The organism is Mariniflexile ostreae (assembly GCF_042427585.1).
In the GTDB taxonomy this organism is placed as follows: Bacteria; Bacteroidota; Bacteroidia; order Flavobacteriales; family Flavobacteriaceae; genus Pseudalgibacter; species Pseudalgibacter ostreae.
Window position 1 is genome coordinate 56,765 of the sequence record NZ_JBHMFC010000020.1, and the last position, 25,683, is coordinate 82,447.

Annotated in this window: 23 protein-coding genes; 15 read left to right on the forward strand and 8 right to left on the reverse strand. The window is 36.0% G+C overall.

Annotation, left to right across the window (positions count from 1 at the left end):
- The first annotated feature begins 6 nt into the window (after positions 1-6).
- The 6 genes from ACFFU9_RS06570 (at position 7) to ACFFU9_RS06595 (ending at position 6,020) form a co-directional block, all read left to right on the forward strand.
- Positions 7-954 (forward strand): N-acetylornithine carbamoyltransferase, encoded by a 948-nt coding sequence (locus tag ACFFU9_RS06570; RefSeq protein ID WP_379860602.1) that lies wholly within the window; start codon positions 7-9, stop codon positions 952-954.
- A gap of 112 nt (positions 955-1,066) precedes the next feature.
- A complete protein-coding gene (argB, locus tag ACFFU9_RS06575; RefSeq protein ID WP_379860603.1) occupies positions 1,067-1,843 on the forward strand; it encodes an acetylglutamate kinase in 777 nt (258 codons plus the stop codon).
- Between the two features lies 1 nt (position 1,844).
- Complete coding sequence (locus tag ACFFU9_RS06580) at positions 1,845-2,918, forward strand: M20 family metallo-hydrolase (RefSeq protein WP_379860604.1); 1,074 nt, start codon at positions 1,845-1,847, stop codon at positions 2,916-2,918.
- Between the two features lie 114 nt (positions 2,919-3,032).
- The gene (gene argH, locus ACFFU9_RS06585) at positions 3,033-4,307 is read left to right on the forward strand and encodes an argininosuccinate lyase (RefSeq protein ID WP_379860605.1); all 1,275 of its coding nucleotides are present in this window, start codon (positions 3,033-3,035) and stop codon (positions 4,305-4,307) included.
- Positions 4,308-4,350: 43 nt separating this feature from the next.
- On the forward strand, positions 4,351-5,106 hold the full coding sequence (locus ACFFU9_RS06590; RefSeq protein WP_379860606.1) for a class I SAM-dependent methyltransferase: 756 nt from the start codon (positions 4,351-4,353) through the stop codon (positions 5,104-5,106).
- 38 nt (positions 5,107-5,144) lie between these two features.
- Positions 5,145-6,020, forward strand: a complete 876-nt coding sequence (locus tag ACFFU9_RS06595; protein ID WP_379860607.1) for an alpha/beta hydrolase — start codon at positions 5,145-5,147, stop codon at positions 6,018-6,020.
- Between the two features lie 95 nt (positions 6,021-6,115).
- Here ACFFU9_RS06595 and ACFFU9_RS06600 read toward each other — a convergent pair whose 3' ends face one another.
- Together ACFFU9_RS06600 and lpxD are read right to left on the reverse strand one after the other, a co-directional pair.
- The gene (locus ACFFU9_RS06600; RefSeq protein ID WP_379860608.1) at positions 6,116-6,817 is read right to left on the reverse strand and encodes a hypothetical protein; all 702 of its coding nucleotides are present in this window, start codon (positions 6,815-6,817) and stop codon (positions 6,116-6,118) included.
- 133 nt (positions 6,818-6,950) lie between these two features.
- On the reverse strand, positions 6,951-7,946 hold the full coding sequence (lpxD, locus tag ACFFU9_RS06605) for a UDP-3-O-(3-hydroxymyristoyl)glucosamine N-acyltransferase (protein WP_379860609.1): 996 nt from the start codon (positions 7,944-7,946) through the stop codon (positions 6,951-6,953).
- A gap of 453 nt (positions 7,947-8,399) precedes the next feature.
- Between lpxD and radC the strand changes: the two genes are divergently transcribed.
- Genes radC through ACFFU9_RS06635 form a run of 6 tightly spaced genes read left to right on the forward strand, consistent with a single transcriptional unit; the run spans position 8,400 to position 13,994 of the window.
- Positions 8,400-9,098 carry a RadC family protein gene (gene radC / locus ACFFU9_RS06610; RefSeq protein ID WP_379860610.1) on the forward strand — a complete coding sequence of 233 codons (699 nt, stop codon included), beginning with the start codon at positions 8,400-8,402 and terminating at the stop codon, positions 9,096-9,098.
- A 53-nt stretch (positions 9,099-9,151) separates the two neighbouring features.
- Positions 9,152-10,453, forward strand: a complete 1,302-nt coding sequence (locus ACFFU9_RS06615) for a polysaccharide deacetylase family protein (protein ID WP_379860611.1) — start codon at positions 9,152-9,154, stop codon at positions 10,451-10,453.
- Positions 10,443-11,132, forward strand: a complete 690-nt coding sequence (locus ACFFU9_RS06620; RefSeq protein WP_379860612.1) for a YjjG family noncanonical pyrimidine nucleotidase — start codon at positions 10,443-10,445, stop codon at positions 11,130-11,132. The genes ACFFU9_RS06615 and ACFFU9_RS06620 overlap by 11 nt, the downstream gene beginning before the upstream one ends.
- Positions 11,133-11,171: 39 nt before the next feature.
- Positions 11,172-11,732, forward strand: coding sequence for a hypothetical protein (locus tag ACFFU9_RS06625; RefSeq protein ID WP_379860613.1), 561 nt, complete (start codon positions 11,172-11,174; stop codon positions 11,730-11,732).
- Complete coding sequence (locus ACFFU9_RS06630; protein WP_379860614.1) at positions 11,729-13,147, forward strand: DUF5723 family protein; 1,419 nt, start codon at positions 11,729-11,731, stop codon at positions 13,145-13,147. Before ACFFU9_RS06625 ends, ACFFU9_RS06630 begins: the two co-directional genes overlap by 4 nt.
- Positions 13,137-13,994, forward strand: a complete 858-nt coding sequence (locus ACFFU9_RS06635) for a hypothetical protein (protein WP_379860615.1) — start codon at positions 13,137-13,139, stop codon at positions 13,992-13,994. Before ACFFU9_RS06630 ends, ACFFU9_RS06635 begins: the two co-directional genes overlap by 11 nt.
- 78 nt (positions 13,995-14,072) lie before the next feature.
- On the opposite strand, the gene ACFFU9_RS06640 is transcribed toward ACFFU9_RS06635, so the two are convergent.
- A complete protein-coding gene (locus ACFFU9_RS06640; RefSeq protein WP_379860616.1) occupies positions 14,073-14,651 on the reverse strand; it encodes a pentapeptide repeat-containing protein in 579 nt (192 codons plus the stop codon).
- A gap of 50 nt (positions 14,652-14,701) precedes the next feature.
- Entirely contained in the window at positions 14,702-15,979 is a 1,278-nt protein-coding gene (locus ACFFU9_RS06645; RefSeq protein WP_379860617.1) for a replication-associated recombination protein A, read from the reverse strand.
- Positions 15,980-16,109: 130 nt separating this feature from the next.
- On the opposite strand from ACFFU9_RS06645, the gene ACFFU9_RS06650 reads away from it, so the two are divergent.
- Entirely contained in the window at positions 16,110-16,856 is a 747-nt protein-coding gene (locus ACFFU9_RS06650; protein WP_379860618.1) for a rhomboid family intramembrane serine protease, read from the forward strand.
- 40 nt (positions 16,857-16,896) lie between these two features.
- Here ACFFU9_RS06650 and rlmB read toward each other — a convergent pair whose 3' ends face one another.
- The 4 genes from rlmB to ACFFU9_RS06670 all read right to left on the reverse strand — a co-directional run bounded on the left by rlmB (position 16,897) and on the right by ACFFU9_RS06670 (position 23,048).
- Positions 16,897-17,634, reverse strand: coding sequence for a 23S rRNA (guanosine(2251)-2'-O)-methyltransferase RlmB (gene rlmB, locus ACFFU9_RS06655; RefSeq protein ID WP_379860619.1), 738 nt, complete (start codon positions 17,632-17,634; stop codon positions 16,897-16,899).
- 66 nt (positions 17,635-17,700) lie between these two features.
- On the reverse strand, positions 17,701-18,432 hold the full coding sequence (locus ACFFU9_RS06660) for a hypothetical protein (RefSeq protein WP_379860620.1): 732 nt from the start codon (positions 18,430-18,432) through the stop codon (positions 17,701-17,703).
- 28 nt (positions 18,433-18,460) lie between these two features.
- Entirely contained in the window at positions 18,461-19,912 is a 1,452-nt protein-coding gene (locus tag ACFFU9_RS06665; RefSeq protein ID WP_379860621.1) for a hypothetical protein, read from the reverse strand.
- A 4-nt stretch (positions 19,913-19,916) separates the two neighbouring features.
- Positions 19,917-23,048, reverse strand: coding sequence for a SusC/RagA family TonB-linked outer membrane protein (locus ACFFU9_RS06670; protein ID WP_379860622.1), 3,132 nt, complete (start codon positions 23,046-23,048; stop codon positions 19,917-19,919).
- 211 nt (positions 23,049-23,259) lie between these two features.
- Between ACFFU9_RS06670 and ACFFU9_RS06675 the strand changes: the two genes are divergently transcribed.
- Positions 23,260-23,994, forward strand: coding sequence for a tyrosine-protein phosphatase (locus tag ACFFU9_RS06675; RefSeq protein ID WP_379860623.1), 735 nt, complete (start codon positions 23,260-23,262; stop codon positions 23,992-23,994).
- A 787-nt stretch (positions 23,995-24,781) separates the two neighbouring features.
- Positions 24,782-25,168 carry a GxxExxY protein gene (locus tag ACFFU9_RS06680; protein ID WP_379860624.1) on the forward strand — a complete coding sequence of 129 codons (387 nt, stop codon included), beginning with the start codon at positions 24,782-24,784 and terminating at the stop codon, positions 25,166-25,168.
- Positions 25,169-25,683: the final 515 nt, after the last annotated feature.

Below are 25,683 nucleotides of genomic sequence, written 5' to 3' on the forward strand. Positions count from 1 at the left end.
TAACAAATGAAAAATTACACATCCGTACACGATATAGATAATATCAACTCATGGATTAAGGAAGCAAGAACCCTTAAAGAAAGCCCTTTGTCACATATGGGCTTAGGGACTAATAAGACTATAGGTCTATTGTTTTTCAATAGCAGCTTAAGAACCCGTTTAAGCACCCAGAAAGCAGCTCTTAACCTGGGCATGAACCCTATTGTTATGAATGTTTCAGGGGATGCTTGGGGCATAGAGTTTGAAGATGGCTCTGTAATGAATGGCGGTACGGCAGAGCACATAAAAGAAGCCGCAGCTGTAGTGTCGCAATATTGTGATATTATTGCGGTACGTGCTTTTCCTTCGTTAACAGATAAAGCTAAAGATGAAAGTGAATATGTGTTGAATGCTTTTATAAAACACGCTTCGGTTCCTATTGTTAATATGGAAAGTGCAACCGGCCATCCTTTACAGGCTTTAACCGATGCGATTACCATTTCAGAATATTCTAAAGTCGCCAAACCTAAAGTGGTCCTTACATGGGCACCTCACGTTAAGGCGCTACCGCATGCGGTGGCAAATAGTTTTACGCAGGCCATGCAAAAAATGGATGTAGAATTTGTAATAACGCATCCCGAAGGCTACGAATTGAATCCTGATATTACAGGAAACACCCCGATTGTCTATGATCAAAAGGAGGCGTTTGCAAATGCCGACTTTATTTACACCAAAAACTGGAGCTCATATAAGGATTATGGTAAAATCTTGAATAACGATTTGGATTGGATGGTGACTGCCGAAAAAATGGCACTAACCAATTCGGCAAAATTTATGCATTGCTTGCCTGTAAGACGGAATGTGGTAGTAGCAGATGCCGTTTTAGACAGCGAAAATGCTATCGTTATTCCACAGGCAAATAATAGAACCTTTGCAGCCCAATTGGTCCTTAAAAAAATATTGGAAAACTTATAAAATAGATGTTACGGAGTTAGGTCGCATAGGTTTTAAAAAAATTCTTGAGGTCTTATTCAAAACCTCGACCTACAAATATTTTAAAATCGGGTAGGTCTTAGACATAGATATAATGGAAACATTAAAAATAGTTAAAATAGGTGGCAATATCATTGAAGATGAAACATCTTTAAATGTCTTTCTGGAGTTGTTTTCCAATGTAGAGGGAAATAAAATATTGGTTCATGGTGGCGGTAGGCGCGCTACATCTATCGCCTCAAAATTAGGAATAGAATCTAAAATGGTTCATGGCCGACGCATTACTGATGCAGAGACTTTAGAAGTGATTACCATGGTGTATGGTGGCCTAGTGAATAAAAATATCGTTGCAAAGCTGCAGGCTTTAAATATAAACGCTATTGGCTTAACCGGAGCAGATGTAAACAGCATTACTTCAAAGAAAAGACCTGTGAAAGACGTCGATTTTGGCTTTGTGGGCGATGTTACACAAGTTGCACACGAGTCCATCAATAAATTGATACAAGGAGGCTTTACGCCTGTTTTTTGTGCAATAACCCACGACGGGGCAGGGCAATTGTTAAATACGAATGCCGATACCATCGCTTCGCAAGTGGCTATTGGAATGAGTAAACTATACGAAACTTCTATTTATTACTGTTTTGAACTTAATGGTGTTTTAGAAGATTTTCAAGATAAAAACTCCGTTATCAAACATATAGATACCACACGCTATAAAACGCTTTTAGAAAAAGGGATTATTGTAGACGGTATGCTCCCAAAACTTGAAAATTGTTTTCATGCCCTTCATCATGGTGTACACGCTATAAACATGGGAAACACGGCGATGTTAACCAAAACTAATGATAATTTTACGAAAATAACCTTATAAAATGACGCAGGAAAAATTAACAGATAATGCCATTGCGTTACTCAAAAAACTAATTGAAACACAATCTTTTTCTTCAGAAGAAGAGGGTACGGCATCTCATATAGAAAACTGGTTTATAACGAACGATATTGCCTATAAAAGAACCAAAAATAATGTTTGGGCGGTTAATAAATATTTTGACGAAAGTAAGCCCAACATGTTGCTTAATTCTCATCACGACACGGTAAAACCAAACAGTGCATACACCAAGGATCCATTAAAAGCAATTATAGAAGATGGTAAGTTGTATGGCTTGGGCAGTAATGATGCAGGGGGATGTTTAGTGTCTTTAATAGCGACGTTCACGTATTTTTACAATCAGAAAGACTTAAAATACAATTTGGTTTTAGTGGCTTCCGCAGAAGAAGAAAGCAGTGGCCCCAATGGGTTGAATAGCATGCTTAAAATTATTCCTAAAATCGATGTTGCGATTGTAGGAGAGCCTACCTTAATGAATTTGGCCGTGGCCGAAAAGGGCTTGGTTGTTTTTGATGCTATAGTAAAAGGTACGGCAAGTCATGCAGCGCATCCTAATGACGACAATCCTATTTACAAAACGATAGAAGTATTACAATGGTTTAAAGATCTGAAATTTGAAAAACATTCGGAAGCCTTAGGTGATGTTAAGCTAACGGTAACGCAAATTAAAGCTGGTAAACAACATAATGTAGTACCTGCCGATGTGGAAATGGTTATCGATGTTCGTGTTAATGATAAGTATTCTAATGCTGAAATTGCAGCGTTTTTACAGAAAGAAGCCCCATGTGCAAGTATTGTGCCGCGTAGCCTGCACTTAAATTCGTCATCCATCCCTATGGACCATCCTTTAGTAGAAGCAGGTATGGCAATGGGCAGAACGCCTTATGGCTCTCCAACTTTATCCGACCAAGCATGGCTTTCGTGTAAGTCCTTAAAATTAGGGCCTGGCGATAGTACACGGTCCCATTCGGCAGATGAGTTTATTTATTTAAATGAAATTGAAGAGGGCATTAAAATATATATAGAATTATTAAATCGGGTACTCATTCCTGCGTAAGCTGGAGTGTTTTAAATATAGAAATGGAAGCAGTTAGGTTTTAAAAACCTTAACGCACTATTAAATAAGAACTAAAAAAAGGAAAGTAGAGATTCTGCTTTCGCTGAAAAGATTATGAAACTCTGGGACAAAGGTATATCAATAGATAAAAAAATAGAACAATTTACTGTGGGCAACGATAGGGAAATCGATATTCATATTGCAAAATACGATGTTATCGCTTCTCGAGCACATGCCAAAATGTTACATAAAATCGGTATTTTATCAGCAGATGAATTAGAGCAACTTTTGGGCGGTTTACAGGAGTTGGCAAAGCAAATTGAAAATGGCAGCTTTGTTATTGATGCGCAATTTGAAGATGTGCATTCTAAAATAGAGTTCGAACTTACAAAAACCTTAGGTGATGTAGGTAAAAAAATCCACACGGCACGCTCCAGAAACGATCAAGTTTTAGTAGCGTTACATTTGTATTATAAAGATCATTTAGGTCTTGTAAAAGAAAAAACAAAAACACTTTTTGAAACGTTATTGTCTTTGGCCGATACCTATAAGGACAAAGTGCTTCCAGGTTACACACACTTGCAAGTGGCTATGCCTTCCTCATTTGGATTGTGGTTTTCGGCGTATGCAGAACTTATGATCGACGATGTATATTTGCTAAATGCTGCTATTAAAACAGTTGATCAGAACCCATTGGGCTCGGCAGCAGGTTATGGGAGTTCGTTTCCCATCGATAGAGAATTCACCACAAAAGATATGGGGTTTGAAACCTTAAAATATAATGTTGTAGCGGCGCAAATGGGACGTGGTAAAAACGAACGTACTATTGCTGCGGCATTAGGTGGATTGTGCAACACCCTGTCCAGATTTGCAATGGATGTGTGTTTGTATATGAGTCAGAATTTTGGGTTTATTTCCTTTCCCGATGCGCTAACTACAGGCAGTAGTATCATGCCTCACAAAAAAAATCCTGATGTTTTTGAGTTGATTCGTGGTAAATGCAATAAAATACAAGCACTTCAAACTGAAATGATTTTAATAACCAACAACCTTCCGAGTGGTTATCATCGTGATTTTCAGTTGTTAAAGGAAAATATTATTGCAGCTTTTGAAGAATTAAAAGATATTTTGGATATTTTTAATTATTCCATCCAACAAATCATCGTTAAAGACATTGATGTCCATAGCGATTTATACAAATATCTGTTTACAGTCGATAATATCAATACCTTAGTGGTAGAAGGCCAGACATTTAGAGAAGCGTATCAAAAAATTGGAGGTCAAGTACAAGATGGAACTTATGTACCAGACACCTCTAAAAAGCATACTCATGAAGGAAGCATCCATAATCTATGCTTGGACCAAATAAAAGCAAAGTTTCCGAATTAAAAATCTGAATGAATAAAAACAGGGTGTTAATTGTAAGGAAAGCATGAAAAAATTAAAACGATTAGTATGGTACTTTATTCATGGTAAGGAGTTTTTGAACAGTCCTGTTTATATTGCAGGTCAGGAGAAGACTAAAATTGAACTCAAGAAACCATACTCGAGAACAGATGTTATTAATTACCTGTTGTCTTTAGCTAAGGGTACAACGACTTACTTAGAAATTGGTGTTCGAAATCCTGATGATAATTTCAATCATATTAACGCGGCCACTAAGTATAGTGTCGATCCAGGTTTAGAGTTTGAGGAAAATCCTGTGGATTTTAAAATAACCAGTGATGAGTTTTTCGATAAATTAAGAGCCAATCAAATTTTGTCTTCAAACCTTAGGTTTGATGTTATTTTTATCGATGGTTTGCACTATGCAGAACAAGTAGATAGAGATATACAAAATGCCATGCATGTTATAAAAGATAATGGGTTTATCGTATTACACGATTGTAACCCGCCTACCGAGTGGCATGCAAGAGAAACCTTTGGTTTTTATAAAACACCAGCCCAGGGATATTGGAATGGTACAACCTGGAAGGCTTTCTTGAAATGGCGTTTTAATCCTGCAGTGTACTCGTGTTGTGTAGATACCAATTGGGGTATTGGTGTATTGTCTAAAACCCATCCTATTGGCAAAAGTATAGCGCATACCAATCCTTTTTATGAGTATAGCCTTCTGGAAAAACATCGTAAAGCCTATCTCAACCTGGTTACGTTTGATGATTTAAAGCATGCCCTTAAAGAGGTTTAAAAAGACAACATGAAGGCGTACATATTATTTTTTATTACATGATACCACCCGTTTTTAATCCAAAGGAGATTTTAGCACTATGGGATTATGAAATTCCCAATAGCCAAACTTCTGATGAGGTAGAACTTATTGAAAATAAAGACATTATTAGAATTTCAAAAGTTCAAATCCCTACATTAGAAGTGTATTTACCGGCAAAACGCTCGAACACGGGCAAAGCTGTGCTGATATGTCCAGGGGGTGGCTATAGTGCTTTGGCCTATGATTGGGAAGGTACAGATGTTGCAAAGTGGTTTAACACCAAAGGGATAGCAGCATTTGTATTGAAATATAGGCTACCAGATTCACGATCTGTTACAATCTCCCATGAAGCACCACTACAAGATGCGCAAAGGGCCATGCGTTTAGTGCGTAACCATGCGAAACAATGGGGCGTAGATCCCGCTCAAGTCGGGATTATAGGGTTTTCTGCGGGAGGGCATTTGGCTGCTACCTTGGGAACGCAATTTGATAGTAAAACTTCTTTTAAAGAAGATGCAATAGACAGTCTTTCTGCTCGGCCTGATTTTATGGTGCTAGTTTATCCTGTCATTACGATGAAAAACAACTATACCCATCTAGGGTCTCGTAATAAATTGCTTGGAGAGGCTCCTAGTGAGGCTTTAATACAAAAATTTTCTAATGAAATGCATGTTACCAGACACACACCGCCTACTTTTTTAGTGCATTCTGGTGACGATAAAGCAGTACCCGTGGAGAATAGCTTACAATTTTATCAAGCTTTAAAGTCGCATCATATAAATGCAGAGATGCACGTCTATCCGTATGGAGGCCATGGTTATGGGTTAGCCATCGGAAGGGGACGCCTACAAACTTGGGTGGATAGATTGGCCGATTGGCTAGAGCATTTGTAGCCTATTAGTTTTAAAATGAATAAGCTTGTGTTGTGGTTGGTATAAATTAAAAAGATCAGGCGTAACCCTGATCTTTTTAATTGCTTTTTATAAGGCTAGTTTATTTTAAAGTATTCAACAAGCTCAGAATAATTATTTAAATTTATTTTAGCTTGTGCTTTATTTGCAGCCTTTACTTCTATCATAAATATATCTACGATAAAAGTAGTGGGTCTTTGTGCTAAAGGTACGGTGGCACTATTCCAACCATTTGTGGTTTTAAACATCATTATTCTGTCTCTGTTAACACCCATTTCAAATTTTATTCCATAAATGTCATCTATGCCAAGCGTGTAAGGTAAGTGCTTTTTAGTATTATATTCAAATCCAGTAGGAGCTCCATATGCCACTACAAGGTATTGAGGGTCGGACAGTCTAATCCCTCCTGTTAGTGATTCTGGTACGTCATAGAAATTGAAAACATTATCATCGCCACCATGGACGCCATTATTCCAATCGGTGTTTGCAATTGTAATGGTATATTTCTTTACATTGGCATTACCGTCAATTCCAGGGTCGCCCTGTTCACCCTGTTCACCTTGTTCACCTTGTATACCTTGTTCGCCTTGTTCACCTTGTTCACCTTGTTCACCTTGTATACCTTGTTCGCCTTGTTCACCTTGTATACCTTGTTCGCCTTGTAGACCATCCTTTCCATCTTCGGGGGAGCAATTAAAACTTAAAGCAGCAAGCAGTGTAATTAAAACGATTTTAGATTTAAAAATACGCATTAAAACTGTTTTAAAATGTCTTTTCATGTTAGTTAAATTAAATTGGTTTATAATAATTAATAAAAATTTCTTGCGCAAGTTAGCATTTATTCCGACAAAAAATAATTGTAAGTTAAAAGTGATTATTTTACCAATAGTTTCTTTATTATGAAAATAACGTTTATTTCTTGGTCAGCCTTCGCAAGGCCACCCATTGTTTAAGCATGTCTCTTGAGTCTTGTGCAGGATAGCCTAAAACGGTTGCCCCAGCTGCAACATCGCCCACAACTCCAGAGCCAGCACCTACGGTAGCGCCCGAATGTATGGTGGTATGGTCTTTTATAGAAGCACTTCCTCCAATAATGACACCATCGCCTAAAGTTACAGAGCCGGCAAGCCCACTATGTCCCGCCATAATACAAGAGCGTCCCATAATACTATTGTGTGCAATTTGAACCAAATTGTCAATTTTACAGCCGTCCCCTATAATAGTCGCACTAAACTTGGCACGATCCACGCATGAATTGGCACCAATCTCTACATGGTCTCCAATAATAACATTTCCAATTTGGGGTATCTTCATTAAGCCGCGTCCATCATCGCTTGGGCGATAGCCAAACCCATCTGCACCAATACTTACATTAGTATGGAAGATGCAGTGGCTCCCAATGATGCAGCGCTCTCTAATTACGGTTCCAGACCATACTACGGTATTATCTCCAATGATGGTATCATCAAAAACACAAACGTTGGGATATAAAACGACGTTATTTCCTAGAACGACATTTTTTCCAATATAGCAGTTTGCACCAACAATACAACCATTTCCAAGTTTTACAGTATCATGGATTACGGCAGTGGGGTGTAGGTCTTCGTCAAAAACAGGTGATGGCGGATTAAAGAGTTCTAGAATCTTAGCCATGGCCAAATCTGCATTCTTTACTTTTATAATAGCTCTATTTTCACCAGGCTCTACCGTAATATTATCGGTAACCACTGCCGCACAGGCTTCAGATGTTGCCCAAAGTTTAACATATTTTACACTGCCAATAAAAGTGATTTGATTGTTTTTAGCTTTTTTTAATTGTTCTGGCCCTTCAATAAGTTGTGTCGTATGGCCAATAATTTCGCCTTTTAAAATATCATTAAGCTCATTTACGGTATAGGATGTTTTCAAGTTGTAAGGTTTTATAAGGTTAATCTGTAAATCTAAACTAAAAAAAATAAATCGTTTCTTTTTTTATCATTTTAGTTTAGTTGTTGTTTGTAGATAAATATAACGGATTAGATAATTCCATTATAGGATATCATAATTAAAATAAGAAACATAATGGGGCTTTCAAAGTGTTTTAGCTTTATGTTTTTTTAAATAATAACACGATTATATAAAGGAGATAAAATCCATCAAAGTATAGGGTTTGTATTGAAGAATGCTATTGTTAGGGCTAGAATATAAAAGATCTAGACGTTTATGTGTAAGGTGTTGTGTTTAAGTGGTGTAACATGTTTTGTTAGGGTGTTAGACGCTTTTTATGTGATAAAACAGACTAATAAATTAAGAAACACGCACTCTTTAAATTTCTTATAGCCACCATGTTGTTAAAAACGAAAAAATATGTAGATTTATCCTATGGAAGATAAACAAGCTTTCTTTTCTATAAAGAAATGGTCGCAAGACGATCAACCTCGTGAAAAGCTTCGGGATAAAGGAAAAGCGTCGTTAAGTGATGCGGAATTGGTGGCTATTTTAATAGGATCAGGAAGTCGTAATGAAAGCGCCGTATCTTTATGCCAGCGTATATTAGCTAGCGTTGACCATAATTTAAGCGAGTTGGGTAAATTATCCATAAAACAGCTAACTGCCTTTAAAGGTATTGGAGAAGCAAAAGCCATTAGTATATTAGCGGCTATGGAGCTAGGCCGTCGTCGTCGGGGAGAAGAGGCCCTAGAAAGAAAGAAAGTCACTTCTAGTGTATCGGTTTTTGAATTGATGCAACCCATTATCGGCGAATTGGAACATGAAGAATTTTGGATTGTTTATTTAAATAATTCTAATAAGGTTATTCAGAAAATACAACTTAGTAAAGGCGGGATTACGGGAACTTTAGTAGATGTGCGCTTGGTACTAAAAAACGCACTGGAACTAGGGGCTACAGGCTTAATTTTAGTTCATAATCATCCGTCTGGCACCTTAAATCCGAGTGAAGCAGATAAACAGATTACCAACAAGTTGAAACGGGCTTCAGAAAGTTTAGATATAAAGGTGTTAGATCACGTAATTGTAACAGAAAAAGCATACTTTAGTTTTGCAGACGAGAGCCTTTTATAACGTAAGATCCTTCGCGCTAGGTAAAGGGCTACATGATGAAAACTGAATAAAGAATGTTATTAGTATACACACATAAGATAACCCCACGCGTTAAATATATTTTCAAGCACATTTGTACGCGGGTTTTGGGTTTGGAAGTTTCTTTTACAAACAAAATAGAAGAGTTTATAGCCCACGATAGTTTAAAAATGTCCTATACCAAGCAGCAGTTAGGCAGTGAGTTTTTCATCAAAAACCATGAGTTGTTGTTCGAGCAGGGACTTAACGATGTCGAAATCCATTTTCAAGATTGGGATAACACAAAATGCTTTTTTTTTAATGGCGACAAATGTGAGCTTCCTTTTGATATTTTTGCAGCATCCTTTTATTTGCTCTCTCGTTATGAAGAGTATTTACCCCATGTGAAAGATGATTACGGGCGTTTTGTGGCCAGCGAAAGTATCGCTTATAAACATGGCTTTTTAGACCAACCGGTTGTCGATATTTGGGCCTATAAATTTAAAAAGGCATTACAGAAACAATTTCCAGATTATATATTTCCAGAAAAGACATATACCGTAAAACCCATCATCGATGTGCCAAGCGCTTATATTTTTCAAAAAAAAGGGGTAATGCGTACGTTGGGAGGTACTCTTAAAGATATATTTCGATTAAGATTTAAAAGGTTGTATTATAGATATATGGTGATTTTAAACCTTAAACACGACCCATACGATACGTTTAAGTATATTATAAATAGACAAAAAAATAGTAATGCTAAATTTTTGTTTTTCTTCCTCATTGGCGATTATTCAACCTTTGATAAAGGTATTAATGTTAATAATAAAAAATTTGTATCGCTTATAAAACAAGTTGCAGATTATTGTCGGGTGGGGTTAAAAGTGTCTTTTTTTGCCATAGATGACATCACTATTTTAAAAAAGGAAAAAATCCAAATGGAAACGATCATAAACGCTTCTTTAAATGCGTCAAGGCAGTCGTATTCGAGACTTAATTTCCCAGACTCTTACAGGCATCTCGTCGAGCTAGAGATCCCTGAAGATTATACCATGGGTTATGTAAACCAAATTGGGTTTCGAGCAGGATCTTGTACTCCTTTTTTCTTTTACGATTTAGATTATGAAGTTCAAACGCCCTTAAAAATATGCCCGTACCACCTTATGGATTATGCATTGTTGAAAACGAAATCCTTATTAGATAAAAAGAAAGTCTTGAATGAGTTGATCGGTAAAATAAAAGCCGTTAATGGTGAGTTTGTCCCCGTTTTTCATAATTACACCTTTAGCGATTCTGAGCGTTGGCAGGGATTTAAGGAATTATTTAATATGATATTAGAGTCTGCACATGAAAATTAAAGGTATTACCGATGTATTTTTTGATTTAGATCATACCCTTTGGGATTTTGATAAAAACTCAGCTTTAACATTTGAAACTATTTTTAAAATCCATCAAATAGATGTTGATATCGAAACTTTTCTACATCATTACGTAATTATAAATTATAATTATTGGAAACTATATAGAGATGAAAAGATAGATAAGGAACTGTTGCGTTTTAGAAGGCTTAATGATGCCTTTGTTGCTGTAAACCATACTGTGGCACCAGAAATGATTGATATCTTATCTAAAGATTACATGCTTCATTTAATTAATTACAATCACTTATTTGAAAATACCATTGAAATTTTAGACTATCTTAGTAAAAGATATCGGTTGCATATCATTTCAAATGGGTTTCATGAGGTTCAGAATAAAAAATTAGAAAATGCCAAGATTCAGCATTATTTTAAAACCATTACCAATGGAGAGAGTATTGGTGTGAAGAAACCCAATCCTAAAATTTTTAACTATGCACTTGAAACAGCACAAGTAAGTTCTAAAAATAGCATTATGATAGGAGATGGTTTTGAAGCGGATATACTGGGAGCCCTTAATGTGGGTATGGATGTTATCTTCTTCGGAACCAATAAAGAGGATTCTGATGTTGAGGTAAAACAGATTGCTAATTTAATTCAGTTAAAAAACTATTTATAAGGGCACACTATTTAGCAAGAATAACCGTTATTTTATTCTATGCCTAAATATATTCTTTATAGCTTGCTGTTTCTGCTTGCGTCCTCGTCTTTTATGGGCTGTACCAAGCCAGTAGATTTTAATCAAATAGACGATTTTGAAGTTTCTCCAGTTCTAGAAGCTAGCTTAATATTTTTTGATGCCCAGGCCCCCGATTTTTTTGTTGGAGGTGCAGAAGCTGCTACGGTTGAAGACTTTGTAAATCTCGATGTGTTCCAAGATTCTTTTATAAACGATAATCTATTGCGAACAGATATTGTTGTAAAAGGCGTAAACTCAATCCAGAGGGGTTATAATTTTAAGGTCGATTTTTTAAACGATTTAGGGCAGTCCCAATATAGCTTTATAGTTGAGGTAGAGGCCTCTCCCATGACTAATGAAATTCCTTTTGAACATACAGAACGTATTGAAGGTGTTGGCTTAGAGGCTTTAAAACGATCTAACAAAATAGTGTTTACGTTAATAATGCTTCCTGGCATACCTATAGATACTGGTACTTTAGGGCGTGTGCACTTAGAGTCTAAAGCTGTTTTTTATTTTAATTATCAAAAGGAACGATGAGCAAAGTCCCATACTTAATGCTTCTTATATGCTGTTTGTCTTTAGCACAGAACAAACAGGTGTTGTATGGCTTTTCAGAAATTCCACAAGCCTTAATGCTTAACCCCGGTGGAGATGTTAAAAATGATTGGTATTTTGGTATCCCTTTACTGTCGCATATCCATGTTAGCGCAGGGTCTTCTGGCAGCTCTGCTTATGACGTTTTTGCAGATGATGGCGTAAACTTTAATAATAAGCTTAAGGCGGCCATTTATAGCATGGAAGCCAACGATTTTTTAACAATGAATGAGCAATTGGAGCTGTTTTCTGGGGGTTTTGCGTTTGGTGATCCCTATAACAAGAACAAATACCTAAGTTTCGGGCTTTATAAAGAATTCGATTTTATTTCATATTTTCCTAAAGACGCGGCTGTTTTAGCTTATGAAGGAAATCAAAATAACAATAATAGACATTTTAATGCGTCTCATTTAAATGTAAAGGCAGAAGCCCTATCTGTTTTTCATGTTGGGTTCCAGAAAAAAGTCAACAAACAATTTACTTATGGCGTAAGAGGGAAAGTGTATTCTAGTATAGCACATGCCTCGTCTACAAAAAACAAGGGGAGTTTTGTTACCCAAACGGGTGAAAATAATTTTTATAATCATATTTTTAATTTAGACCTAGAATTACAAACTTCGGGATTGGCCAGTTTGCTAGATGATGATAATTCTGAATTAAAAAACGATATTAAAACCTTAAAAAATCGCCTTCTTTTTGGAGGAAATCTAGGCTTGGGTTTTGATGTGGGATTTACATATAAATGGGAAGACCAATGGACAGTAGATGGCAGCCTTCTTGATCTTGGTTTTATAACGCACACTAAAGATATTAAAAACTTTGTTTTAAAAGGCACATATGCGTTTGAAGGTGTTGACCCTTTTTTCTCTGAGAGCGAAAACAATCAAACTGCCGATGAGTATTGGAATGCCATGGAAGCCGATTTTGAAGATTTGTTCGATGTAGAGCGGAATACGACTAGGTATACGTCCTGGCGACCCGTAAAATTAAATGCATCGCTTAATTATGCATTTGGCAAAAAACGTTTTAAAGCCTGTGATTGTTTACATCCACAAACAAACGAATACCAAAATAGGGTAGGAGCACAATTATATGCCATAAAGCGGCCCAGAAGTACCCAAATGGCTCTAACAGGATATTATTACCGTCGTTTGTTTAAAGGATTAAGTGCTAAAGCAACATATACTGTAGATCCCTATTCTTTTAGCAATGTGGGTTTGGGCCTTTCTGCGCACTTAGGGAATGTGAATTTTTACCTTATGGCCGATAATTTTTTAGCATATCAAAACATATATAATGCACAAAGTGTATCTTTACAATTAGGTTTTAACTATATATTTAAAAAAAATGAGGACTAAATTTTTCTGTACCCTTATAGGTTGTTTTCTTATTACGAGTGTTTTTTCACAATCGGAATTGGATCATTATAAATATGTTATTGTAGCAAAAAAGTTTGAATTTTTAAAAGAGCCAAATCAATATCGTTTGAACGAGCTGGCTCAGTTTCTTTTCGATAAGTACGGGTTTGAAACGTTTATCGAGGGAGAAGATTACCCTGAAGATTTACTTCGGAATAGATGTTTGGCTTTAAAGGCAGATGTTTTAAAAGATTCTGGCATGTTTAAAACCAAGCTAAAGGTTGAGATGAAAGATTGTAATGACAGGTTGGTTTATACTTCAGAAGAGGGAGAGAGTAGAGAGAAAGAGTATAGTAAAGCGTATTCTGAAGCGCTTCGAAATGCTTTTAACTCTATTGAAGCCCTTCATTACAGTTATAAACCTAAAGCAACCGATTTAGCAGTAGCGTCTACAACAAATGCTGTAATGGATTCTTCTGAAGAAATTAAGAAATTAAAAGAAGAGGTTGAGGCGTTAAAGCACACCAAAGCCCTCGCTATTAAGGAGTCTGCACGTTCTGAAAATTCTGAGCAGCTAGCCCAGAATACAATAGCTTCTGTAGCGCCCGAAGCGGTTTCGAAAATGGCGGTTCTTAATGGAGCCTTGTATGCACAGCCTATAGAAAATGGTTTTCAATTGGTAGATAGCACTCCTAAAGTAGTGTTTAGAATCACTAAAACAGGCGCTCAAGATGTTTTTTTAGTAGAGAATAAAACAGCTATCATTTACAAACAAGATGAGCATTGGGTATTAGAAAGCGCAGTAAATGGCCAAATTAAACAGCAACAACTGGATATTAAATTTTGATGTGTACCCCCACAACTTGTTTATGGTTTTAGAAAGGCTGTAAGGCGGTTGCGGTTTAATAAACACGGTACACAGGTGTTATACAATATCTAATTGGTGCTTATAAAGGAGCCCCTCAAGTTGGGATGTGTAAAATTTTGCTTTTTTGAGCCTGTTGAGTTCTGGGTCGATATTGAAACTGTGTGCCTCTCTAAAGTCCGCTTTCTCAAGTGTCGTATTTGAAAACTTTGTGCCTGTCAAATCTGAGTTTGTAAACACAGCAAAAGACAAATCTGCTTCAGAGAAATCTGTTTCTTTAAGCGAACACTTTATAAAAGCAGTCTTCTTTAATTTTGTGCCAAAAAAGGTGCAGTATTCTATCCGGCAGGTATCGAATTTAAATGAGAACATAAAGCTATTGCACCTTGTAAAATCAATTCCAAGAATTTTACTGCCTATAAAATTTATATTTCTAAATCCAACTCCTTCTAGTTCGCTCATTGAGAAATTGCAGTCTTGAAACGTGCAATCTTCAAAACTGCTACCTCTTAAGTCGGTTTTTGTAAAATTACAACCAACAAACCTACAGTCATAAAACTCTTGATCTCTTACGAAATCTTCAGAATAGTTTACATTAATAAAATCTTCGTCTTCGCGCATTATAATGGTGTTAGACATGTTGTAATGGATGAGTTTAGTATGTACTTTTATGCATTACAAGTTAGGCATTAATACCCGTATTTATCCCTCCAACGCTGTTTTAAAAATTCCCGATGGGCGTTTTCACGGGCGTTATTTCCTGGTTCATAGAAAGGAGTGCCAATAATGGTATCGGGTAAAAACTCTTGGTCAACAAAGTTGTTTTTGTAATGATGCGCATATTTGTAATTATCGCCATAGCCCAATTCTTTCATAAGCTTTGTTGGTGCATTTCTAAGGTCTAAGGGTATGGGTAAATCACCAGTTTCCCTTACCAGTTGTAGCGCTTTGTCGATAGCTAAATAAGCGGTATTGCTTTTAGGGGAGCATGCCAAATAAGTGGCACACTGACTTAAAATAATACGGGATTCTGGGTTTCCAATAGTAGAAACGGCCTGAAACGTATTATTGGCAATCACTAAAGCCGTAGGATTGGCATTACCAATATCCTCACTAGCAGAAATGAGGAGCCTACGGGCAATAAACTTAACGTCTTCACCACCTTCAATCATACGTGCCAACCAATACACAGCGCCATTAGGGTCGCTCCCTCGAATGGATTTTATAAATGCCGAAATGATATCATAATGCTGCTCTCCTGTTTTGTCATACCGAACGGTGTTATTTTGGATTTTTTTTAAAACCGCATCATCTGTAATTTCAATGGTTTCGGAAGCTTCAGAATTGACAATCAATTCAAAAATGTTTAAAAGTTTTCGGGCATCACCTCCCGATAACCTTAATAGAGCAGTGGTTTCTTTAAGCGTTATATTTTTTTGGGAAATGTAGGGGTCCTTTTCAATGGCACGTTGTAAAAGTGTTTCTAAATCGGACTTATCAAAAGCGTTTAAAACATAGACTTGGCATCGGGATAAAAGTGCAGGAATCACTTCGAAACTTGGGTTTTCGGTGGTAGCACCAATTAAGGTAATCCATCCTTTTTCAACGGCTTGCAATAATGAATCTTGTTGCGATTTACTAAACCTATGGATTTCATCTATAAATAAAATAGGGTTTTTTGTAGTAAAGAGTCCGCCGCTCTGTTTCGCTTTTTCAATCACGTCTCTAATGTCTTTTACACCAGAGTTGATTGCACTTAAGGTATAAAAGGGCCTGCCCGATTCCGTTGCAATAATATTTGCAAGGGTGGTTTTTCCTGTACCAGGAGGCCCCCAAAACAACATAGAGGGAATTAAGCCCATTTTAATATGTTGTGTTAATGCACCTTGTGGACCAATCAAATGGGTTTGGCTCACATAGTCTTCTAAGGTTTTGGGTCTTAAACGTTCTGCTAAAGGTTCATTCATGGTGTAAAATTATAATAAATTCCTTCGAAAGTAGGAGTCTCTTGAAAAGAATTTTATGGTTTGTGTTTTATAACTGACAATTTATCATCTTGTATGATAATGGGCAGTAATTTGATATCTTTATAGTATAATGAAAAAAAACCAAAACTTTACATTTACAACAGGGGTTATTGCTTATCCCGTATTATTTGTGCTCCTTATTTGGTTGGTGTTTTGGTTTGAAGTGCGTTTCGGCATCAATTTAAGTAAATATGGTGTTTATCCGCAAAGCTTAAAAGGCTTAAGGGGCGTGCTTTTTAGTCCGTTTATTCATGGTAGTATAACGCATATCTATCACAATACCGTGCCGCTTTTTGTGCTTTCTATGGCCTTGTTTTATTTTTACCGTAGTATCGCTTGGAAGGTACTGTTTTTCGGAATTCTTTTTTCAGGCTTCCTAACGTGGAGCATTGGCAGGCCTTCATATCATATAGGCGCTAGTGGTGTTATTTATGTATTGGTGAGCTTTACCTTTTTTAAAGGGGTGTTTGCAAAACATTATAGACTTGTAGCCTTATCGTTATTGGTGGTGTTTCTATATGGTAGTATGATATGGTATACCATGCCCATAAAAGAAGGCGTTTCGTGGGAAGGCCACTTGTCGGGTTTGATTACTGGACTAATATTCGCACTTTTTTTTAGAAAAGAAATCGCAAAACCCGAAAAATACGTTTGGGAACACGACGACTATAATCCCGATGATGATCCTTTTTTAAAGCATTTTGATAAAGACGGTAATTTTATAGAACAAATAGAGCAGCCAGAAGTGAGGTTAGACGAAACAGAACCAAAAGTTTACTACCATTACGTTTATAAAAAAGAGGATTCTAAAACGTAATATGTTTTTTAGAATTTATTAATTTTCTGAGTACAACACTTTAAGGCCGCCTTTGTCTTACGGCTTCATATAAAAAGGCACCACAAGCCACAGAAACGTTTAAGGATTCTATATCGCCAAGTATGGGAAGTTTCGCTTTATCGTCTACTACTTTTAAAATGGAGGGATTTATACCGCGATCTTCAGAGCCTAAAATAATGGCACAAGGCTCTTTAAAAGAAACGTCATACAGCAAGTTGTCTGTTTTTTCGGTAGCAGCAATCACTTTAATACCTGAGGCCTGCATATGGAACACGGCATCCTTAATATGGTCTACTTTACAAATCGGAATCTTAAATACAGCGCCCGCACTGGTTTTTATGGTATCGCCATTAACAGGAGCGCCTCCTTTTTTCTGAATCACAATACCGTTAACACCAGTACACTCTGCAGTGCGTATAATGGCACCGAAGTTTCTAACATCACTCAATTGATCTAGTAACAAAAATAAAGGTGTTTTTCCAGACTCCATAACAGATACCACTAGGTTTTCTAAATCATGAAAGGCGATAGGGGAGATTTGCGCTACCGCACCTTGGTGGTTGCTTTTAGTAAGTCTATTCAGTTTTTCAATAGGTACATACGACTTATTAACAGCATTTTTGTTCAGTAAGGTTTCGAGTTCGCCAAAAAGCTCACCCTTTAAACCTTTTTGAAGAAATACCTTGTCTATGGTTTCGCCAGCGTTAATAGCTTCCATAATGGCTCTTATACCGAAAATTTGTGTTTGTTCTTGCATGGGGTAAAGGTATAAAAAAACCTTGCATATTTCTGCAAGGTCTTTTTATTAACTAAGTTTAATTATTTAATTAGCACAAACCACTACTGGTAGCTGTCCTGCTTCAGTTTCTCCAGGTCCACCAGAAGCAAAAGCTAAAGTATTGTCTGGACCATAAATTTCAAAAGATATTTCTCCATATTCATCACCAGGAAAACTCCAAGTTGCACTTATCGTACCTTCTGGGATTGTTACTGTTGCCTCAGCATTAGAAAAGTCTCCTGTAGGACAATCGAATTCACTATCTTCATAAGGGTTGCACATTCCAAATTCAACAATATTACCGTCTACATTAACCGTTATACCTGCACCTCCGTTAGCACCATCGGTTTGCCAACCGTCATCAGCAGAATCGTGCATTTCAATACGATAAACACCTGGTTTTGGATTACAAACAACTGTAACATCTATTTGGCTTGCTTCAGATACTAATCCATTGAATGCTTTTTCTACTACAGAAACTGATACAGGATTTTCTGTTTGATTAAAATACAAATTAATCTTATCTGTTCTTCCTGAAATAGGTTTTACTTCAGCACCTGTAACTGTCCAAATATATTCAGAGCCACCTCTTGGAGGAGTTACTGCATAAGTTGATGTAGAGTTTTCAAACGTTAAAGTAGAACCTTGTAGATTAAATATTTTAGGAATTACTTTGCCCGAATCGCTCTCAATGTCGTCATCTTCACAAGATAAAACGAATAGAGAAGAGGCGATGAATACTAAACTATATGTGAAAAATTTATTTATTTTTTTCATTTTTTATTTTTTAAGACGTTATATAAAATTACCAACCTCCATTGGATACATTAATTCCATCGGCATTACTAACACCACCAAAGGTGTAATTTTCATATTCGCCAGCTAAAAGATAGGAGCCAGGAACTGGAAAATGTAGCGGGGTTCCTTTTTGTAATAAATCATTTTTTCTCATTTCAAAGAATCCTAACCCCATACCGGATGATAGTAATTCAATTGATCTTTCATAATGAATCGCTTTTTCTACATCAACAAAGGATGCTGAGCTACTCAATGGTGCTAGACCACCTCGAAGTACACGAGAAGAATTATTTATTACTGTTACAGCATCTGAAGGAGCTCCACCAGACCTTAATATAGCTTCCGCTTTGTATAAGTCGTTCTCTGCTTTCAATATTTCTGGAACCGAGCCTGTTTGTTCTGATACAAAAATTTCTTCATCATAACGAGAATGTCTATAATTTGAATAATGATATATTCCTCTTGAAGCGGTGAAATCTTGACTATCTAAATACTCAAAATCAGTGGTTAATCTATTATCTGAACTGGTGGCTGGTGGTAACAGGCCATTTTGTCCTGGCCATCTGCTAGGTGTTGAAGAATCCATAAGGTTAATAACTCTCATATCAACTCTTGCCCAACCTGATACATTACCATAGTAAAGCCATTCGCTCCACCAATTAACAGCACCATCCCATAAGACTTCAAGATCAAAGTTTAGTCCGTTATTAGCATAATTTAAAACTCTGTTCCAATCTAAAGCATCTCGTTGTGCTGCATTTCTAGGAAGGTTAGCCAGTAATCTAGCTCCTACAGTATTTAAAAACTCCGACCATTCTGTACTAGAAAGGGATCTTCCATTTACTCCATCCACAGTAAAACTATTATTATCTGCTAAATCAATCGCAATATCTAGTTTTTCTAAAGCATTTTCCATAGCCAATTCAGGCGTAGTAGCTTCTCCGTCAAATAAAGGGCCTGTTTCGTCAACAATCCAAACACGGTCGTAAACTAATGCGATATAGCCTATAGCTACTGCTTGACCAAATCTAGCAAGAGATTCAATTTTAGCGGGATCACTAACAGTAGTGCCGTTATTCATGGCTGTAATAAGTGTAGATTGGTTTGCTAATAAGGCATACATTGCTGTGTAATAATCTTCAGAAGCTGCGGCATTTGAATAGCCAGGATTATTGTCCCATGCTGCTCTGGGCTCACTGGACATGTCGCGCATGCCTTGATTGCCATGAGAACAGGTTCGCATATCTGCCATAGTTGTAAGCATTAAAGCTGGACCATCATACGAATTGATAGCAGAGTACCAAGATTGAAAAGCACTTAGTGCGGTAGCTTCGCTCGCTACCTCTTCTGGTGTAGGATTTGCTGTGTATTCTGGATCTAAACTAGCATCAAAATCATCACAAGAACCAAAAGTTGTTATGACGATAATAAATAAGGTATATAATTTGAAGTTTTTCATAGGATTAAAATTTAAATAGGATTGATAGTTTGTAACTAGAAGTTACAGGATATGAGTTTTGATCTACAGAAAAATATTGTTTCGTATTCGAATCATATAACTGAACTTCTGGATCCCAACCAGAATAATCAGAAAACGTTAGTAAATTAGTTCCCGTTAACCCAATTCTTATAGAGTCAAAGAATCCTTTTGCAACTTGAGATAGTTGGTCCTTTTGTAAGGTGTAAAATAAAGAAACTTCTCTAAGTTTTACATAAGTACCATCTTCTACCCAGAATTTATAATCTTGATTTACAGCATATAAACCTTGGTAGTAGTCTACTGTTTTCTTTTCAGAAGGGCTGTAACCCGACTGGTCAATCATTTCATGTCTGTAATCACGCGTTAACCATTGTGCGTTACGATTATAGATGTCTCCACCTTGTTTCCAATCTACTAGCATGTATAATCCGAAATTCTTATAACTGAAATCATTTCTAAAGCCGATTTTAAAATCAGCATTAGCATTTCCAATATCTCCTAATACTTTTTGACCATCTTCATCAATTAAATCAATAGGTTTTTCTAAAGATGTGCCAATAGTATTAGCTTCAACAACTATTCCATCTCTGTTGATTACATAATCATTTATAGAAGCGCCTGTAGGTAGTTGTTCTGCCATTTGTGAAAGGTTTGTTACAAATTGGTATCCCCACATGGTACCATGCTCAATACCTTCCTCAATTCTAAAAACTTGTCCCGCATAATTAACGGTAGTGGCAGTGCCATCGTCAGAATTTGGACCTACGGTTTGAGGTGCTACATTTAGTTTGGTCACTTCATTGGAGGAAGTGTCGAAAACTAAGTTTGTGTTCCATTTGAAATCACCATCTTTAAATATCTCGGCACCCAAACTCATTTCAAAAGTTTTAAATTCTAAAGTTCCTGCATTTACCCATTGTTTATCATATCCGCCTGAAAGTGGGGGAAATAAATCGACAAGCATAAATTGGTCGTCTGTTTTTGATTTAGAGTATACGGCTTCAAAGTTAATTCGATTAAATAGTTTTGTTGAAAAACCAAATTCTAATTCAGAAGTCTCTGATGGTTTTAAATCTGGATTTGCAGCAATACTTCTTCCAAGAACTCCTTCTTTAATTATTTTTTTTCTGTATTGCCAATCGTACCCAGGTCTTTGTCCAGCTGTTCCGTATGCAACATGGAATTTCATCTCGTTGATATTGTCAATATTTAAATCTTTAGAGATTCTATAAGCTCCAGAAACACGAAAGTAATCGTTCCATTTTTCGTTTTCACCAAAAGTAGACGAGCCATCGACACGATACATAGCGTCTACGATATACCGGTCTTTATAGTCTAGACCAACAATACCAAAAGCATTTCTAGCATTTACCGATGATTCATCCGAGCCTATAAAAGTATTTTCGTAGTTATCTAAAGAGACGGATTCGCCACTATAAATTTGCTTAGAACCAGACCCGTAGAATTCCTCAAAATCACTATCCTCCATTAAGTAGCTTAATTTTGAACTAATATTTAAGTCGCCAAATCGTTTTTGGTAATTTAAAGTAAATTGTGCTTTTTGTGAGGTGTTTTTTTCATGAGTTAAAGAATAGTATCCCACCTGGTTTTGAGAAAATAGGGTTGCAAGAGAACCACCAGTCGTTAGATTTTTATTAGAACTAAAGTCTGAATATTTAGAATCATAAGTTTCTATAGCGTATTCCGCATCAAAATTTAAGTAATCTGTAAATTCAAGATTTAATTTATAAGACCCTAAAAATTTATTAATAGTTTCTTTTTGTGAGTTAGACCATAATGGGTACATCGGATTTGTTGATGTTGGGAAAAACCTAGAAGGCACAAGCAGATATGGTTGGCCGTTTAAGTTGTTTGCTCTTAAATCTGTATCTGGTTGAGAAACAAGTAGGTCGAAAAATATATCTCCAGTTCCTCCAGGTGCTTGGTCGTTAGTTCTTACAAAATTGTTATAAGCATCAAAGGTTAACCAATCTGTAATTTTATAAGTTGCGTTTAATCTTGTAGCAACTCTTTCATATCCATTCGTTTCCTTTAGTACACCTTCAGCTTCACTTTTCTCTGCGGAAAAAAATACATTTGATTTTTCGCTACCTGCAGCAGCAGAAACATATAAGTTTGAAGTTGTTCCCGTTTTAAAGAATTGTTTTTGCGGGTTGTATAGAATTCCGTAAGGATTATCTGCGTAGTGATCGTCGCTTTCTATTCTAGTACCTTGGATATGACTATAATCTATATTGTTATAATTTGCAGGGTATGTTAAGCCTTCATATTTAGTAAAACGTCCTTTTGCCCCTTCCCAATCTGAAGCTAATTTATAATGATGAGAATTATTTGTATCAACAAAATTGTTTAAAGTGGAAAATCCAATTTCTGATTTTAAAGAAATACTTACAATACCTGTTTTTCCTTTTTTTGTAGAAATGACTATAACTCCATTACCTGCACGAGACCCATAGAGTGCAGATGCAGATGCGCCTTTAACAACCTCGATAGATGCAATATCATCAGAGCTTACATCTTGAAGACCGCCTTCTACAAAAACACCGTCCACTATAATTAAAGGAGTTTGAGAACCAAAAAAATTGTTAGCGCCTCTTAACTGAATATTTGCACCTTGACCTGGTTGTCCAAAGTTGGTTACCGATACACCAGCTACTTTTCCTTGTAAAACACTTTCTGCAGAGGTTGTTGGTATGTCGAGAAGGTCTTTCTCACTAACTTTATTTACAGTTACAGATAGTTTATTTCTTGATATTGCCCCTGCAACACCGGTAATCACAACCTCATCCAAAGCTTGTGCGTCTTCGGCCATTTGAACGTTAACGGTGTTTGAGGTGCCTACTTTAACTTCTTTAGCTGTATAGCCAACGAAACTAAAAACAAGCGTTGCCCCTTGCTTAGCAGAAATAGTGTATTTTCCATCAAAATCTGTTGATGTTCCAGATTTACTACCTTTTATCAAGACCGTGGCTCCAGGAAGCGGCAGACCCAAATCATCTGATACGGTTCCTGATATTATTTTTTCTTGTGCAAAAGTTGTTTGCATAACAAGCGCTAATAAAAGCGTTAGTATTCCACTAAACTTTGTCTTCATTTTTATAAAATATTTGAATTAGTCGATGCAAAAATCCTAATAATAAGTTAAAAAAACAATAAATCAAGGTTAAAGTTTATATTAATATCGATATATGCTATGATATATTGAAAGATTGTTAAAATCACAAAAGTTTCAATAAAAAGCAAGCTAGAATATAATGTCTTATTGGTTTGCTTTAAAGTATCTTTGTTTTAATATCCATTTACTTATGTTATCTATATTTAAAAAGAAACCTTTATTAGCGAGCCTAATCCCCAATACCTTCTGTGATATTCACTCACATTGCTTACCTCAAATAGACGATGGTGCGCAAGATATTAACGAGAGCAAAACCTTATTGTTAGGGATGCAAAAGTTAGGTTTTTCAAAAATTATTACAACACCCCACACGTTTCCCGGCTTGTGGGATAACACACCTGCAACTATAACGGGTGCCTATACAGCATTGTATGGTCAAGAACCAGAGCTTTGTAATCTGGTAGAATTAGGCTTTGCTTCAGAATATTTGATTTCAAAGCCTCTTATTAAATCAGCCGAAGAGAACACTTTACTTTGTATAAAGGATCGGTTTGTTTTAGTGGAAATGTCATATTTAAATCCGCCATTAGGCCTTTTTGATATCCTTTTTCAACTCAAAGCCCTAGGGTATTTTCCTATATTAGCGCATCCAGAACGATATTTCTTTTATCATGATACTTGGCGTGTTTATGAAAAACTTAAAGAAGCGGGATGCTATTTTCAGCTTAATTTATTATCGGTAGTAGGTTATTATGGTACTTCGGTGACAAAAATTGCTGATAAATTGCTAGCCCATAATATGATTGATTTTGTAGGTTCTGATATTCACCACAAGCGCCACGTGGATGCTTTTTATAGAAAAATAAAAATAAAATCGCAAACGGCACTTGAGAAAGCTATTCATGCCAATCAGGTTTTTGTATAACATCCCACAGGGTGTTTTAGTGGTGATTTAAACAAGTGCTTGTAGTATTCTTATTGTTTTTAGCTGTTTTATTTTTAATAGCGCTTCCGCTTAAAAAGATGTTTTAAATGGACTGTTATATTTTAAAAAAAGATAGAATTAATGACTTGTAAATATGTCCCGCTGATAGCGCAGATTGGCGCAGAAAAAAGATTAGACTATTCAATTTCTATAAACTTTAAGAGGTAAATGTATCAGTTAAAAGAAAAAAATGATCCTTTAAAAATCAGGGATTCTCACAGAGCGTATATTAGTAAATCTGCGTTGATTAGGGAGTTCTGCGGGAGTCTCATAATTAAAAGCATGAGGGACAATTAGGAAATAGCATCCATAATATGTTTAGACTTGTAAATATGTCCCGCTGATAGCGCATATTGGCGCAGAAAAAAGATTAGACTATTCAATTTGTATAAACTTTAAGAGGTAAAGATATCAGTAAAAAAATGATTCTTTAAAAGTCAGGGATTCTCACAGAGAGTACATTAATAAATCTGCGTTGATCAGGGAGTTCTGCGGGAATCTCATAATCAAAAGCATGGGGAACAATTAGGAATTGGCGTCCATAATATGTTTAGACTTCTAAATATGTCCGCTGATAGTGCAGATTGACGCAGATTTTTAAAAAATATTTATATCTTTATATTTTGAAAGAAATAAGTCACATTAGAGGTGGTGAAATTATTCTAAATGATTAACAGGTTACCAAAAAATAGAATAAAAAAATCTGCTGGAATCTAAAACCAAAATTATGAATGTGCTAACAGAGAATGAGATTTCATACCTCATTAGAGGTGCGATTTTTAAAATATATAATGAATTAGGACCGGGACTATTGGAGTCTGTATATGAAGTTCTATTGGAGTTTGAGCTAAAAAAGCAAGGTTTAGATGTGAAAAAGCAAGTGCCATTGCCTGTGTATTATGAAAATAACATATTAGAAATTGGGTTCAGGTTAGATTTGTTAATAAATAATAAAGTGATAATTGAAATAAAATCGGTTGAAAATTTAACAAAGGTGCATCATAAACAATTATTAACCTATTTAAAAATATCCGAGTTGAAGTTGGGGATTTTAGTAAATTTCAATGTAGAAGATATTTCTAAAGCAATTTTCAGAAAAGTAAATAATTTGTAAAAGATGCCCTTTAGGCACTACAAATTATTGTATAGAACATATTAATAAATCTGCGTTGATCAGGGAGTTCTGCGGGAATCTCATAATTGAAAGCATGGGGAACAATCGATAAACGGCATTCATAATGTTTTTAGAACATATAATTAATGGTTTGTAAATATGTCCCGCTGATAGCGCATATTGGCGCAGAAAAAAGATTGGACTATTCAATTTGTATAAACTTTAAGAGGTAAATGTATCAGTTAAAAGAAAAAAATGATCCTTTAAAAATCAGGGATTCTCACAGAGCGTATATTAATAAATCTGCGTTGATTAGGGAGTTCTGCGGGAGTCTCATAATTAAAAGCATGGGGAACAATTAGGAATTGGCATCCATAATGTGTTTAGACTTAAATATTTTGAAAATCGATTTAGGCACTTTCAGAAGTAAGGCTTAATGGATTAATAACAATAAAAAAAAGCAAAGAATTAGGTGGGTTCTTTGCTTTTTTTGATAGTCTTTAAGTTTTTTTTAA

Bases quoted from the DNA above. Each gene is read 5' to 3' on its own strand.
- ACFFU9_RS06620 (WP_379860612.1), top strand. From the start codon at position 10,443: ATGAAAATTAAAGGTATTACCGATGTATTTTTTGATTTAGATCATACC.
- argB (WP_379860603.1), top strand. From the start codon at position 1,067: ATGGAAACATTAAAAATAGTTAAAATAGGTGGCAATATCATTGAAGAT.
- ACFFU9_RS06680 (WP_379860624.1), top strand. From the start codon at position 24,782: ATGAATGTGCTAACAGAGAATGAGATTTCATACCTCATTAGAGGTGCG.
- ACFFU9_RS06580 (WP_379860604.1), top strand. From the start codon at position 1,845: ATGACGCAGGAAAAATTAACAGATAATGCCATTGCGTTACTCAAAAAA.
- ACFFU9_RS06640 (WP_379860616.1), bottom strand. From the start codon at position 14,651: ATGTCTAACACCATTATAATGCGCGAAGACGAAGATTTTATTAATGTA.
- ACFFU9_RS06600 (WP_379860608.1), bottom strand. From the start codon at position 6,817: ATGAAAAGACATTTTAAAACAGTTTTAATGCGTATTTTTAAATCTAAA.
- ACFFU9_RS06590 (WP_379860606.1), top strand. From the start codon at position 4,351: ATGAAAAAATTAAAACGATTAGTATGGTACTTTATTCATGGTAAGGAG.
- rlmB (WP_379860619.1), bottom strand. From the start codon at position 17,634: ATGCAAGAACAAACACAAATTTTCGGTATAAGAGCCATTATGGAAGCT.
- ACFFU9_RS06635 (WP_379860615.1), top strand. From the start codon at position 13,137: ATGAGGACTAAATTTTTCTGTACCCTTATAGGTTGTTTTCTTATTACG.
- argH (WP_379860605.1), top strand. From the start codon at position 3,033: ATGAAACTCTGGGACAAAGGTATATCAATAGATAAAAAAATAGAACAA.
- ACFFU9_RS06650 (WP_379860618.1), top strand. From the start codon at position 16,110: ATGAAAAAAAACCAAAACTTTACATTTACAACAGGGGTTATTGCTTAT.
- ACFFU9_RS06675 (WP_379860623.1), top strand. From the start codon at position 23,260: ATGTTATCTATATTTAAAAAGAAACCTTTATTAGCGAGCCTAATCCCC.
- ACFFU9_RS06570 (WP_379860602.1), top strand. From the start codon at position 7: ATGAAAAATTACACATCCGTACACGATATAGATAATATCAACTCATGG.
- ACFFU9_RS06645 (WP_379860617.1), bottom strand. From the start codon at position 15,979: ATGAATGAACCTTTAGCAGAACGTTTAAGACCCAAAACCTTAGAAGAC.
- ACFFU9_RS06595 (WP_379860607.1), top strand. From the start codon at position 5,145: ATGATACCACCCGTTTTTAATCCAAAGGAGATTTTAGCACTATGGGAT.
- ACFFU9_RS06630 (WP_379860614.1), top strand. From the start codon at position 11,729: ATGAGCAAAGTCCCATACTTAATGCTTCTTATATGCTGTTTGTCTTTA.
- ACFFU9_RS06660 (WP_379860620.1), bottom strand. From the start codon at position 18,432: ATGAAAAAAATAAATAAATTTTTCACATATAGTTTAGTATTCATCGCC.
- ACFFU9_RS06625 (WP_379860613.1), top strand. From the start codon at position 11,172: ATGCCTAAATATATTCTTTATAGCTTGCTGTTTCTGCTTGCGTCCTCG.
- ACFFU9_RS06670 (WP_379860622.1), bottom strand. From the start codon at position 23,048: ATGAAGACAAAGTTTAGTGGAATACTAACGCTTTTATTAGCGCTTGTT.
- ACFFU9_RS06665 (WP_379860621.1), bottom strand. From the start codon at position 19,912: ATGAAAAACTTCAAATTATATACCTTATTTATTATCGTCATAACAACT.
- ACFFU9_RS06615 (WP_379860611.1), top strand. From the start codon at position 9,152: ATGTTATTAGTATACACACATAAGATAACCCCACGCGTTAAATATATT.
- radC (WP_379860610.1), top strand. From the start codon at position 8,400: ATGGAAGATAAACAAGCTTTCTTTTCTATAAAGAAATGGTCGCAAGAC.